The following is a 12,168-nucleotide window of genomic DNA, read 5'->3' on the forward strand; positions in this document are numbered from 1 at the left end:
CGATTAAAAGAAAACGCGTGCGAGATTAGAATCTCCCGCGTTGGGTGGCGGACTATGCAAAAGGTTTGCCGAACGTTTTCAGCTTCGAACAAATCCGAATTTCTAATATGGCCATCAGCGAATGGGTAAGTGGACGCGTTTTTCAGTTTGTCCACGGAAACAACCTCGTCTACAATACGTGTTGGGAAGACCCACGGTTAGACAGGGAGGCGTTACAGCTCACCAATCAGGATACCGTCCTCGTTATTACCTCTGCGGGTTGCAACGCGCTTGACTACTTGTTAGCTGGTGCGGGCTCGGTGCATGCTGTCGACATGAATCCTCGGCAGAACGCGCTACTGGAACTGAAGGCGTCGGCGATTAGAAACCTCGATTACTCCAGGTTTTTCCAGATGTTCGGGCAAGGTCGGTTGCCGGACGTTGAAACCGTTTATGTGAATCATTTACGCAAATCTCTGACAAAACGTTCTCAAAAATACTGGGACCGTTGGATTCGTTTTTTTGATCATCCCACGAAATCCTTTTTCTTCAGAGGGACTTCGGGCGCATTTGCTAAGATGATCGGCTCCTATATGACTAAGGTTGCACGGTGCAAATCAGATGTTATCCAACTCCTCGATGCACCGAGTCTCGAGGAGCAACAGCGAATCTACAAAAAGGTGCATCCCAAGATTTGGTCAAAATCGCTTCGATTTGCCATGAATCGAGATACAACACTTAGCATGTTAGGTGTTCCGAAGGCGCAGCGTCGGCAAATCGATCAACAGTACCCTGGTGGAATCGTGAAGTTCGTTGAAGATTCGCTCGAGGCTGTCTTCGCAAAACTCCCGATCCAGGACAATTATTTTTGGAGGGCTTACGTCACGGGTTCGTACACGCCAACATGCTGCCCTGAGTACCTCAAGGAAGAGAACTTTCAATTGCTAAAGTCAGGCCTCCTGGATCGACTGAGAGTTCACACCCACTCAGTACAAGGGTTTCTGGAGCGATACGAAGGGACGATCAACCGATTCGTGCTGCTAGATCATATGGATTGGCTCAGCGATCACTTTTTTCCTTGGTTGGAATCCGAGTGGCAAGCGATTCTGATGCGCGCAGCGCCCAACACGCGAATCCTGTGGCGTTCTGGTGGCTTGCGAACCGATTTTATCAATGATGTTTTCGTAACCCACGGCGGGGAAAAAGTTCGCTTGAACGATCTTCTCTCTTATGACGTCGATACCGCAGAGCGGCTACATCAATTGGATCGAGTCCACACGTACGGTTCGTTCTATATTGCCGATCTTAAGATCTAAACAGGTTCGGCTTAGTTGCTTAGTACACATACTTCCTTAGTACACATATCTCCTACACTGGCATTGCAATGGTTCATCTACCAGTTGGCTTCAGGTTTGCTGGCGTTTCTGCGGGTATCAAGACAAAGCCAAACACCAAGGATGTTACGCTGATCGTGTCCGACAGCCCTTGTGTTGCTGCGGGCGTCTACACGACCAACAAGATCGTGGCTGCACCTGTCGTGTTGTCACGCACTCGAACTCCATCGAATTCCTTTCGTGGTATCGTCGTGAACAGCGGAAATGCGAACGCTTGTACTGGCGAGCAAGGGTTTCGGGATGCTGTTCGCATGGCGGAGCTAGCAGCCTCTTCCGTTCAGTCGGATGGTTCGGTTCGGAGCGAGCAGTTTCTCGTTATGAGCACCGGTGTCATTGGTCGTTTTTTGCCCATGGATAAGATCGAACGAGGGATTAAACAGGCGTCAACAGAGTTGCAGTCAAGCGATCAGGCCTTTCTTAACGCATGCGATGGAATTCTAACGACTGACATAGGACGCAAAATTTCAGAGCGGACGTTCCAGCTCCGAGGAAAGGAAACGCACATTGTTGGGATGTGCAAAGGAGCCGGCATGATTGGTCCCAAGATGGCGACTATGCTGGCGATCGTTATAACCGATGCTCCGCTCAAGGAGTCGCAAGCCCAGCGGCTGTTGCAAGATGCAGCTAACAAATCTTTTAATTGTATTAGTGTCGAGGGGCACATGAGTACCAACGACTCCATGGTGCTGCTGGCGGCTCAACCTACAGAAAGTCATCCTGCGCTGGCGGGCGAACAAGAATCGGAGTTTGCGGCTCAGCTAACCTCGTTATCGATCGAACTCGCCAAGAAAATTCCGGACGATGGAGAGGGGGCAACCCATCTGATCGAGATTTCGATCACCGGAGCCAACAATGATCACGACGCCGACGCAGTCGCTCGCAGTATCGCGCTGAGCAATCTGGTCAAAACCGCGATCACCGGCGGCGACCCCAACTGGGGCCGCATCGTTTCAGCAGCAGGTTATGCTGGAGTGCCTATACGTCCGGAATACACGTCGCTTGCGATCAACGATTTACCCCTTTTCCAAAACGGAGAACCACTACCTTTTGATGCAGTGGTTGTAAGCAACTCCATCAAGGGTCAGAAGCTCACAAGGATCCATCTCCAAGTCGGGATGGGGCCTGGAACGGCTATGCACTGGACCACGGACTTGAATACCGAATACGTGCGATTCAATTCCGAATATACCACCTAGGGGGCTTGGTGCGAATTTTCCGTGCAACAAATTGGTAGCGTTTTCGCTTTGAGGACCTGGTTAGAGTAAGTCGGAAATATACTTGCCGACTCCCCTACGCCTAGGGTAGTGGACGAGGCAACGAGTCCTGCGCATCCGTGGTAGTGGACGAGGCAACGAGTCCTGCGCATCCGTGGTAGTGGACGAGGCAACGAGTCCTGCGCATCCGTGGTAGTGGACGAGGCAACGAGTCCTGCGCAGCGGGTCTCGTTGCCTCGCCCACTACGAAGTGATTACCTGATCCTGCGTTTTTAAGCTTGACCCATATTTCGCCTTTGCAGCGAACAACTTTGTTCGATCCTATAACACAAGCCTAACCTGTCATGTCATTGACCGATATCGTTGACTGGATTCTTCATCTCGATCGGCATTTGAACGAATTGATCGTTGCGATTGGGCCGTTTTGGGTTTATCTCGTTGTGTTCGCGATTGTCTTCTGCGAGACAGGCCTCGTTATTTTCCCGTTTTTGCCTGGCGATTCCCTTTTGTTTGCGCTCGGGGCTCTAGCCGCTAACTCCGAGTTGAGCCTATCGGTGCTGCTCCCCATTCTGCTGATCGCAGCGATCGCGGGAGATGCATTAAACTACTGGATCGGTGCCTTCATTGGTCCCAAGGTTTTCAAGTACGAAGACTCTTGGTGGCTCAATAAAGCTCACTTGATCCGGGCACAAAAGTTCTACGAAAAGTATGGTGCCAAGGCGATCGTGCTTGCCCGTTTTGTCCCCATCGTTCGCACCTTTGCTCCGTTTGTAGCCGGTATTGGTAGAATGAATTTTTTCAAGTTTTGGTTGTACAACATCCTCGGAGGAACGATTTGGGTCGTTGGTTTCCTGGTCGCTGGTTACTGGTTCGGTAATTGGAAGATCGTAAAAGACAATTTCTCCCTTGTTACACTTGGAATTATTCTCGTCAGCATCCTACCGATCGCCTATGAGCTTTGGGCGCACCGACGGGAAAAGAAATTATTGGTCAAGTCCGGTGAAGAATCTGAATCTTCTGAACCGAGTGGTGCACCGAAGACATAGCGGCAGTTGACCTAGCCGCCGTAGCCGCTGTAGCGTTGCAGGCCCCTGGCCCAGAGAAAGCGGCTAAGCCCAAAGAAGAAGACCACCCAAAAGATTAGCATTCCAAATTCGATGAGGAGCTTTGTGCCTGTGATTTTTCCAAGCAGCACCGCAGCGGGAAAGTAGGCCAAATACTTTACGGGGAGATAGCCTACGATCTGGGCCCATGGAGAAGGCAAAATATCAAGAGGGAACATGTGTCCAGACAAGAAGAACTGAAACAGCATGTAGACAAACAGAAGGGATGAGACTTCGAGCATCCAGAAGCCAACTAGCCCCAAACAAGTCTCGAGATAGAAACCAAGGGCGAAACTCAGCGGCAGAGACAAAAAGAACACTGCCCAAGACGTCGGGGAAATACTCAGTCCGGTAAAAAAGTCTCGGCAAAGAAAAAACACGAGTGCAAAGGGAAGAATTGCTACGGTGTAGTAGGCCAGTTTGTGAGCCACGCGAGACCAGAATAGAAACGACAAAAAGTCGACGGGCTGGACGAGGAACTTTTTGACCTCGCCGTCGCGAATTCTAGTAGCGACATAGGAAGACAAGCCAGGCATCGACGAAAACGCACGGCCCACCGTGGTCAACAGATAATAGGCAACCATATCGCGAAAGCTATAGCCACTGATCGTGCCACCGCTCGGGGAATTCTCTGTGTTGGCTTCCCCATTTCCCGCCTCGATCGACTGAAAGATTGCCCACCAAAGAAAAATCTGCGTGATCAGCGGCAAAAACCGCATCAGGGTGCCGATCGCGAAATCTCCTCGGTAAGCCAATCTCTCTGCCAACGCCGTCTTCAAAATCGTAAGTCGCAGTTCCATTCCGGGGCTCATGATTAGAATTCCCCTTTGCTAAAGCTACCAGCAGGCGTTGCAACTCGGGAATAGAGATGAGCAATAACTTCTTCGAGCGGAGGGTCCTCCACGGCAACGTCAGCCACGGTGTATTCATTAAGAATGCGAGTCAGGATTTGCGAGACCCGATTTCGCTCACATCGCAAAGAAACCTTAGGCAGGTTTTTCGTTTGGATCGTACCGAATCGCTCTAATCCAGCGTCCGTCTGTCCCTCCTCCAACTCGAGGGTCACGATTTTTTCCTTGGAGAAGACATCGATGATACCGGCCAGCGATCCGTCGTATTGGACAGATCCCTCGGCGATGACAACGACTCGTTTGCAAAGTGCTGCGACATCTTTCATGTAATGGCTGGTCAAAAGTATCGTGATGCCCCGTTCCTCTTGATACTGCTTGAGGAACTGTTGGATCTTGTGCTGAGCAACGACATCCAGCCCGATCGTCGGTTCGTCTAGGAAGAGCACCTCCGGGTTGTGGAGCAACGCCGCGATAAGCTCCATCTTCATCCGTTCCCCTAACGAAAGTTCCCGAACGGGCCGCCCCAGCAGTCGTTTCACGTCGAGCAAACTGGTTAGCCGATCGAGCGTCTCCTCAAACTGTTGTGTGTCCAGGCGATAGATCTTTTGGTTTAATCGAAAGGACTCCTGGGCCGGTAAATCCCACCATAGCTGATTCTTTTGTCCCATCACCAACGCGAAACGACGGCGATACTCCAGGCTACGTTCCCACGGGACATAACCCATAACGGTTGCCGTCCCTGAGGTCGGGTAGATAACGCCCGAAAGCAGTTTGAGGGTAGTCGTCTTGCCGGCGCCGTTTGGACCTAAAAACGCAACGAATTCGCCCCGTTCCACTGTTAGATCGACGCATTTGACTGCCTCGATCGTTTTGTACTCGCGGCGAAAGAGTCCTCGAAACGCTTCGCCAAGACCTTCTTTCTTTTGGTAGACTCGGTACGATTTGGCCAGGTTTTGGATTTCGATAATTGACATGCCGCGAGATTATAGTCGGTCGAGACACTCTTCCTAGGAAGGAAACATACGAGTATGCAAAATTCAGGCCAGCGTGCCGTGATACTTCTTAGCGGAGGTTTGGATTCGGCAACTTGTTTGGCGCTTGCCAAAAGCCAGGGGTTTGCTCCCTATGCCATAAGCTTTCGCTATGGGCAACGCCATGGGATAGAACTCGAGCGTGCGGCATGGGTCGCAGCCCATCTTGGCGCTATGGAACACATCATCATCGACATCGACCTTGCAAAGCTTGGTGGCAGTGCACTGACCGATCGCAAAATTGCCGTTCCCAAACACCAAACGGTAGAGCAAATTGGTAGCGATATTCCCTTGACCTATGTGCCTGCTCGGAACACCGTTTTCCTGTCTTACGCCCTGGCGTGGGCCGAGGTTTTGGAGTCCAAGGATATCTTTATCGGTGTTAACGCGTTGGATTACAGTGGCTACCCCGATTGCCGACCGGAATACATCGAGGCTTTTGAGACGATGGCCAATCTCGCTACGAAGAGGGGCGTTGAGGGGAATCGACTTACCATTCACTCCCCTTTGATCCATCTCACCAAAGCTGAGATCATCAAAAAAGGGCTCGCACTGGGAGTTGATTACGGGCTTACTATTTCCTGCTATGACCCTGCTTCAGACGGGACTCCCTGCGGTCGATGCGACTCGTGTTTATTGCGTGCCAAGGGATTCACTGAAGCGGGGAGCGGCGATCCTGCGCTAAGATAAATTGCAGTGGAGGATCGGGAATGAACTATTCGGGTTTAGTTTCTGTTGATTCGCCTCAACGACTCGTCCATCGTGATCATTCCCTCGCTACGACCTGTCAGGATGTAATTGTCGATCGATTCGAGTTTTCCAAGCCGGATCGCGGCTGCAATAGGCGGAATGTTGTACATGATTTCTAAAGCTAAGTCTTGAGGCTCATCGGGAATCGGGCTGGGAATGAGTTTCTGGCAAACAATCGCCCTTAGATTGGCAGCCAGCATGGAACGAGCCTCTTGCTGAAGCGTTGATGGGAACAAATCGGTGTATCGCGATATGGCACCCTTGGCATCTCGGGTATGCATCGTGGACAGAACCAAGTGACCGGTTTCTGCAGCGGTCAGCGCCAGCCTAGCGGTTTCGGAGTCCCGAATTTCCCCGAGCAAAATGATATCGGGATCTTGCCTTAAGCAGTACTTGAGGCCATCTGCGAAACAGTCCAGATCGCTACCTATCTCGCGCTGAGTTACCACGGAGCCGTTTTTAGCTGGAAGTTGAAATTCGATTGGATCCTCGATCGTGACAATCCGCTTGCCTCCTTGCTGGCTAAATCGGTCCACCAACATCGCCAGTGTTGTGCTTTTTCCTGAGCCTGTGATACCGGTGCAGAGAATCAAGCCGTCAGAGAACGAACATAGCTTGTTAGCGGTTTCGATTGGAAACGACGACCACGCATAGTCAGGGATCTGGTCGGGAATAATCCGAATGCAAGCCCCGAGCTGTCCTTGGCTTAGAAATAGGTTAATGCGAAGACGATAAACCAACCCCAGAACCTGGACGCTTACCGCGAGATCTGCGTTCTTTTGCTGGTGAAACGTTTCCAAAATCTCGAATGAAACGAAATCTTGAATCAACGATCGAATGTCCGGCTCGCTTAAAGGAGGATGGTTCAAAAAGCTCATCCGTCCTTGTTGGCGTATGACGGGCGCAAAGCCAGCAACGAGATGCAAATCCGATGCCTTTTTGGCCGTAATCTGCTCCAGCCAATCGCGCATGGTGTCGTTTAAGGGTTGGTGCATCATGGGGGGCGGCAGGTTAGAATAAAGAGGTTCCGACGAGGAGCGTTGGACTTTGCTGTGAAGCTTGCAAACCCACACAGATTGGGATGGTTTCCCAAAAAGCTTCAAGTTTTCTTGGCTTTACGAGAATGAGTTGGGGCATGGTAACTAGGCAAAACGACCTCAAGTTTAGCAGTCTGGAAGAAGTAGATAGCTATATTAGAAAGCTGGAACGCGATGGCTACGTTTCCAATGGCAATTGGAACCTCGGTCAGATATGCGAACACTTAAGGGACTGGATGCTTTACCCGATCCATGGTTTTCCAAAAAGTGGCGTCCTTATTGGGGCCGTGCTGTTTTGTATGAGGAAGACCGTCGGGAAAAGAATGTTTCATGCCGTTTCCACGACCCAGCGCATGAAACCTAGTCAGCCAACCATCCCTGTTACGGTACACAAAAATGATATCGCTGAGTCGCAGGCTGTCGAACGCCTTGCGAACGCAATTCGCGAGCTAAAAGATTTTCGAGGAGAGCTCCATCCGTCTCCTCTGTTTGGCAAGCTGACGCACGCGGAGTACGTCAGCCTGCATCTAGCCCACTGTGCGCATCATTTATCGTTCCTCACGCCAAGGACACCCTAGCGGGGTTTTCGCCAAGGTCGGTGGTAGCCGATTTTCTCCAGTGCGACGTAGACTTCTTCGAGAGTCTTCTCGCCAAAATTTGCGATGCTGAGCAAGGTGTCTGGCGAGCTGTTTAGCAAATCGCGAACGGTGAATATTCCCTTCTCTTCCAGGCAGTTCGTCGTTCGAACTTGTAGGCCGATTTGGGCGGTGCTCAGATCCAACCGCTCTCGCAAAATCCTAGCTTGTTCGTCGGCTTGGCTAATGGGTACACGAGTCATGGTTTCACTTCTCCGAGGTCATTGGACATTCCTGTCCGAGTTAAAGAAACGCAAATCATTCGCCATCGATAACGGCCACACCAGCCGCTTCGAAGTAGTGATGTCGGGAATATACCAAAAAGCGGGATTGTGACAGCAACTTTTGAAAATTTTTTTGATTGCTGTTTGCTAGCACATGCGATCGTGAGGCCACTCAATCGCCCGGGTCTCTTTCTTTTTTGCTGACCCAGGCTTTTTCTTTTTTGCTCGTGACCAGACGTGTCACTGTGCTGCTGATGATGGGTGCATGCGGGTAACGGAGCCCGCAGAAAGCCGACCCAAGAAACGGAGAAAAGCAATCATGTCAGCCGCCACTTTGACCGCTCCTCAGTATGTCCAAACTCAATTCCGATGGGACGAGGATCGGGTTGTGACAGTTAAAGAGAATACCGTTAACCTGGCTCCAGAAAGGCAGTCTGCGGTCTCTTGCCCACCACGAACTATTCCGAACGGATCCGAGACTGTTCAGACTTCGGCTAGGAATCCAAAGCAACGCTCGGGTGGCTGCGTACACGTCGGAGCACCGCTGGTGAGCGTATTGAACAAATACGGCTTTAGCCTCGACGATCTACTTGTTGAAATCGAACGGCAAAAGATGGCGGTTGTTAAGTGATGTTGCGTAAGTCAGGGGATTTCGCAAAAAAGGGAGGTCCTGTATGAGTCGCATCATCATCGCAAACATCATCGAATGGGTGAGACTCCTGAACCCATTCTCGATGAAAGGGGGGAAATGGTGTCAGCCACAAACGTCCATCATAGGAGTGCGTGAACACGCCCTTGGTTCCTCAGAGCGTGCTACCCGGAGCAGTGATGGTTGATCAAGAGCGTCGTCTATAATAAGAAATCATCGCAATTGTCGCGATACAACTTACGACTGAAGCAACCAACGGTGCGTAACCAAAGAAGACCGAATCAATCGCTTTCGATGTTGGACCTCCATGCTTTTCTATGTAGGAAAAGAGGACGAAAGTCGTTATACCGTGACAAAACAAGCAGCACATGAAACCTAGAACGATCATGAAAAGGCTTGGCAGCGGTTCGTCTGGTATTCGCGAGTCTTCGCCTATAGGCGCTGGCGGATCATATGGTCGTGGTAGTGATTCTTCAGTTGATTCTGTCATTCTTGGGATTTTGTCATGTACGAGCCTAAATCTAGTTTAGAACTGTATAGATAGGATTCGACAGCATTTTCGATCCTGCGTTGTCTAGCTATAAACTCTAGGGCTTCCCCCCGAAACAAACGACTAAACCCTTTTCCGTCGCGATGACCAACTTGCCCTCAGATGCTGCAGGAGAAGCCAAGATTTGACCAGTAAGCTGGTAAGACCAGACTTCATTGCCGGTTGCCAAGTCTAGACTAGAAACTTTACCGTCCGACGCTCCCAGCCACACCCTCTCACCGCTGATCACAGGTGAGCTGTCGGACCGTTTGCGAAGTACCGACTCCCACTTTAGCTGACCATTCGCCGCATCGAGGGCTATCAGTCTTCGGTTGCGACTTGGTACCACCACTGTCCCTTTTAAACTCTCTCCATCAGGTTCAGCCAGAGTTGCCGGTGAACTGCGAACGTCGAGTCCCAACGAGCTGTCGGGTGTGTAACTCCAGACTTGCTCCCCTGTGGCTACACGAACTGCGTAAACCGTACCAGGTTGTGTCGGGATGATGACAGTGTCACCAACGACATTCGGAGTGCACAATGTGGGGGCCATCAAGGGGATAGGCGTTCCCTCGGATTCGCCCGACGAGAGATTCACTTTGTGCAACTGGCTGTCGCAACCTCCGAGAAAGGATAGATTCTTCCAGACTGCGGGAGACGATTTCAGCTGATCCCCTGTTTCATAAACCCACTTTTCTTTACCTGATTCGAGGTCTAGGCATACCATCGCACCATAATCGCTGGCGTACAAGACATCGTTGCCAAGAATGAGAGCACCATTCGCCATAGGCTGTTCGGTTTCCCTGGACCATACTTCCTTGCCTGCGAGGTCTAGGCAGTAAATGTTGCTGTCGAAATCACCAACAATGATACGATCCGATCCGCAGGCGGCTGGCACAACTACGCCCTGTTTGAGCTTGTGCTTCCAAGCTAATTTGCCAGTGGCTAGTTCTATCGCATAGAGGGTCCCCTTAAAGTCCCCAATGATGACTAGTCCGTTAAAGATAACCGGTGTGGCTTCAAAACCTTCGTCAGGCTTTTCCGTTTTGAATTCCCATATTACTGAGGGATTTTCTGGAATTGCCTTGTCCGCAACCCCCGTTCCGCTGATGTTGCCACGAACGAACGGCCAATCCGCCCAAGCGTTCTGGCTTACGATGATTCCCGCAACAGAAATCAAACTAACCGCCAATGCGATCGCAAACGATTTTAAACTTCGATGCCTTGTTAAGACGCTTAGACTTCGGCACAGTTGCTTGTTCATAGTTCGGTTGGAATCACGATGAAGGATTTCGAAATCAAGTCCCAGGGCAAGGAAGTCACTAGAATTTAATGGGCGGCACTTCATGCACCACCAACAGGTTATGAGTGTTCACCAAAACTCCAGTTCCCGTGACGTACACCACTCGGTCACCCGGTACTAGCATGCCTCGTGCGACACCCCATTGGGTAACTTTTTCAATCAGCTTTTCCGGGTTTTCCAAATTTTCCACATGGTGAGGCATGATTCCCCAGAAAAGGGTCATCCGTCGCAGTACCGAATCGGAGTCACTCACGCCGACGGTTGGGATGTAGTTCCGCTGCTTCGCCTTGACCCAAGCCGTTCCGCCAGTGTGACTAACCACTACAACAAGCTTCGCGTCGATCGCTTCGGCTATGTTGGCTGCGTTGTGGGTCACAGCGGAAGTTACCGGGTGGACGCGACTGGAGAAGCGGGTCTTGGACTCGACCGGTTGCGATTTAAGAAGTTCTTCGGTACGAATCATGATGCGGTTCATAGTTTCTACCGCCAAAACAGGGTGGTCCCCAATGGCAGTTTCGCCACTGAGCATGCATGCGTCGGCCCCGTCGAGAATCGCGTTCGCCACGTCGCTAGCCTCTGCTCGCGTGGGGCGGCGATTGTGGTGCATGCTTTCCAGCATCTGAGTTGCTACGATGACTGGCTTTAACTTTTCACGGCAAATCCGAATGATATGCTTTTGTGCGACGGGCGTATCTGCCACGTCGATCTCAACGCCGAGATCCCCTCGGGCGACCATCACGCCGTCCGCTGCGTCTACGATCGCCTCCAGCTGTTCGAGGGCTTCTCGTTTCTCGATTTTGGCGATCACCAATGCGGAAGCGTCCATCGAGGCAAGCAGGTTTTTTAACGATAGAACGTCCTGCGCTGAACGCACAAAAGATAAGCTGATGAAGTCGATTTTGTGTCGAGCAGCCCAGAGTGCGTTGTCGACATCCTCAGGCCTCATGGACGAAACAGAAAGGGAAGTGCCTGGCAGATTGATACCTTGCTTGGATCGGATGGTTCCCTTTACCAAGATTTCACAGCGAACCGAATCTCGCTGCTTTTCCACTACGTGCATGCTGATCATGCCATCGGCCAGCATGACTCGATCCCCTAGCGACAATTCATCGATGAGACGGGTGTAGTTGCTGGTCAGTTCTCGCTCGCTACTGGGGCTTTCGCCACGAACAAATGTTACGAAATCGCCAATATCTACCTCGAGCGGTGTCTCGGTAAACAGTTTGCCTAGCCGAATCTTGGGACCAGCCAAATCGAGAAGAACCCCTACATGAAAGCCAGTCATCTCGCGAGCACGAACAACTTTGTTGTACATTCTCTCAAAGTCAGCTTGCGTTCCGTGCGCCGCATTAATTCGGAATATATCGACACCATGCTCGATCATTTCGGCTAGAGTGGCTTCGTCCTCGCAAGCAGGGCCGATCGTGGCCACAATTTTCGTGCGTGCTTCATTGAGGGAGTTGCGTGTCATC

12 protein-coding genes are annotated in these 12,168 nt (G+C 51.2%); 6 read left to right on the forward strand and 6 right to left on the reverse strand.

Features of this window, described 5'->3' with window-relative positions:
• The first annotated feature begins 107 nt into the window (after window positions 1-107).
• The 3 genes from SH449x_RS26480 to SH449x_RS26490 all read left to right on the forward strand — a co-directional run bounded on the left by SH449x_RS26480 (window position 108) and on the right by SH449x_RS26490 (window position 3,633).
• On the forward strand, window positions 108-1,295 hold the full coding sequence (locus SH449x_RS26480) for a BtaA family protein (RefSeq protein ID WP_482379088.1): 1,188 nt from the start codon (window positions 108-110) through the stop codon (window positions 1,293-1,295).
• Between the two features lie 68 nt (window positions 1,296-1,363).
• Window positions 1,364-2,569, forward strand: a complete 1,206-nt coding sequence (gene argJ / locus SH449x_RS26485) for a bifunctional glutamate N-acetyltransferase/amino-acid acetyltransferase ArgJ (RefSeq protein WP_482379089.1) — start codon at window positions 1,364-1,366, stop codon at window positions 2,567-2,569.
• 362 nt (window positions 2,570-2,931) lie between these two features.
• Complete coding sequence (locus SH449x_RS26490; protein WP_482379090.1) at window positions 2,932-3,633, forward strand: DedA family protein; 702 nt, start codon at window positions 2,932-2,934, stop codon at window positions 3,631-3,633.
• 11 nt (window positions 3,634-3,644) lie between these two features.
• Here the strand turns inward: SH449x_RS26490 and SH449x_RS26495 are convergent, their stop codons facing one another.
• Window positions 3,645-4,502, reverse strand: coding sequence for an ABC transporter permease (locus tag SH449x_RS26495; RefSeq protein ID WP_482379091.1), 858 nt, complete (start codon window positions 4,500-4,502; stop codon window positions 3,645-3,647).
• A gap of 2 nt (window positions 4,503-4,504) precedes the next feature.
• Complete coding sequence (locus SH449x_RS26500) at window positions 4,505-5,515, reverse strand: ABC transporter ATP-binding protein (RefSeq protein WP_482379092.1); 1,011 nt, start codon at window positions 5,513-5,515, stop codon at window positions 4,505-4,507.
• A gap of 54 nt (window positions 5,516-5,569) precedes the next feature.
• Here SH449x_RS26500 and queC point away from each other — a divergent pair, with 54 nt between their 5' ends.
• Window positions 5,570-6,262, forward strand: coding sequence for a 7-cyano-7-deazaguanine synthase QueC (gene queC, locus SH449x_RS26505; protein ID WP_482379093.1), 693 nt, complete (start codon window positions 5,570-5,572; stop codon window positions 6,260-6,262).
• 35 nt (window positions 6,263-6,297) lie between these two features.
• Here queC and SH449x_RS26510 read toward each other — a convergent pair whose 3' ends face one another.
• Window positions 6,298-7,320 carry a type IV pilus twitching motility protein PilT gene (locus SH449x_RS26510; RefSeq protein WP_482379094.1) on the reverse strand — a complete coding sequence of 341 codons (1,023 nt, stop codon included), beginning with the start codon at window positions 7,318-7,320 and terminating at the stop codon, window positions 6,298-6,300.
• Between the two features lie 137 nt (window positions 7,321-7,457).
• On the opposite strand from SH449x_RS26510, the gene SH449x_RS26515 reads away from it, so the two are divergent.
• Complete coding sequence (locus tag SH449x_RS26515) at window positions 7,458-7,937, forward strand: DUF1569 domain-containing protein (protein WP_482379095.1); 480 nt, start codon at window positions 7,458-7,460, stop codon at window positions 7,935-7,937.
• Here the strand turns inward: SH449x_RS26515 and SH449x_RS26520 are convergent.
• Window positions 7,934-8,197, reverse strand: a complete 264-nt coding sequence (locus tag SH449x_RS26520) for a DNA-directed RNA polymerase subunit alpha C-terminal domain-containing protein (RefSeq protein ID WP_482379096.1) — start codon at window positions 8,195-8,197, stop codon at window positions 7,934-7,936. The two genes, SH449x_RS26515 and SH449x_RS26520, sit on opposite strands and share 4 nt — an antisense overlap.
• Before the next feature lie 340 nt (window positions 8,198-8,537).
• Here SH449x_RS26520 and SH449x_RS26525 point away from each other — a divergent pair, with 340 nt between their 5' ends.
• Window positions 8,538-8,849 (forward strand): hypothetical protein, encoded by a 312-nt coding sequence (locus SH449x_RS26525; RefSeq protein ID WP_482379097.1) that lies wholly within the window; start codon window positions 8,538-8,540, stop codon window positions 8,847-8,849.
• Window positions 8,850-9,454: 605 nt separating this feature from the next.
• On the opposite strand, the gene SH449x_RS26530 is transcribed toward SH449x_RS26525, so the two are convergent.
• Both SH449x_RS26530 and pyk read right to left on the reverse strand, forming a co-directional pair.
• A complete protein-coding gene (locus SH449x_RS26530) occupies window positions 9,455-10,657 on the reverse strand; it encodes an outer membrane protein assembly factor BamB family protein (protein ID WP_482379098.1) in 1,203 nt (400 codons plus the stop codon).
• A 58-nt stretch (window positions 10,658-10,715) separates the two neighbouring features.
• Window positions 10,716-12,167 (reverse strand): pyruvate kinase, encoded by a 1,452-nt coding sequence (gene pyk / locus SH449x_RS26535; RefSeq protein ID WP_482379099.1) that lies wholly within the window; start codon window positions 12,165-12,167, stop codon window positions 10,716-10,718.
• Window position 12,168 lies beyond the last annotated feature (1 nt).

Origin of the sequence: Brakhagea baltica (genome assembly GCF_052161605.1) — a bacterium.
Classification (GTDB): domain Bacteria; phylum Planctomycetota; class Planctomycetia; order Pirellulales; family Pirellulaceae; genus JBKCUI01.